This window comes from Paenibacillus barengoltzii NBRC 101215 (assembly GCF_004000745.1).
Taxonomy (GTDB): domain Bacteria; phylum Bacillota; class Bacilli; order Paenibacillales; family Paenibacillaceae; genus Fontibacillus; species Fontibacillus barengoltzii.
The window spans coordinates 1-727 of the sequence record NZ_BILV01000162.1 but is presented as its reverse complement, the minus strand read 5'-3'; the positions used below and the strand labels follow the sequence as shown (position 1 = coordinate 727).

Annotated in this window: 1 pseudogene; it reads left to right on the top strand. The window is 66.9% G+C overall.

The annotated features are described in order from the left end of the window. Positions 1 to 727 (top strand): annotated as a pseudogene (locus tag PBA01S_RS22900) (AAA family ATPase); the annotation flags it as partial.

Here is a 727-nt window from a genome sequence, read left to right as displayed (position 1 = left end):
GCTGCAGCGGCTCGCGGCGCAGCGCGCGGAGGGCGCGCAGCGTAAGCAGCTCCTCGCCGAGCAGACGGCGAAGGAGGAGCTGCTGCTAGCCAAGGCGCAGACGCGCCAGCGTGAGCTGGAGCAGCAGCTGAAGGCGACGGAAGTGAAGGCCGAGGAGCGTCAGCAGGCGCAAGCTGCCGTAGGGCTGGCCCAGCAGTTGGCGGCATTGCAGGAGCAGCTCGCGCAAGCGGAGCAGGAGGAAGCGGCTGCTCGGACAAGCTTGCAGCAGGCAGAGGGTAAGCTGGAGCAAATCGTTCGTGAAGTTGCCGAGGTGCAGCTATCCAGCCAAACGCTTGCCGGACAGCTTGCGGAAGCTGCTTTGGAGCTGACGATGTTGGAGAAAGAACTGCAGCAGCATGCTGCTGAGCTCAACGGATATGAACACTCGCTGCGTCAGGCGCTAAAGGCACGTGAACGCCATCTATGGGCAGCCCGGTTAGCTGAGCAGCTGCACGATGGCGAACCGTGCCCGGTGTGCGGCTCTTCACATCATCCAGCTCCGGCTGAGGCCGAGGACGACGGCATCACTGGCGGGGAGGCGGAGCTTGAAGAGCTCGCGGCCTTGATCGCGGAGGCCCGCGAGTTGCAGTTCGCCGTTGCCCGCGATCGCGACGCGTGCAGCGCGCTGCTGCAGGCGCTGGCCCCGGCTGGCGGCGCCACCAGCGCCAGCGGCGGCGAAGCGGCCGCT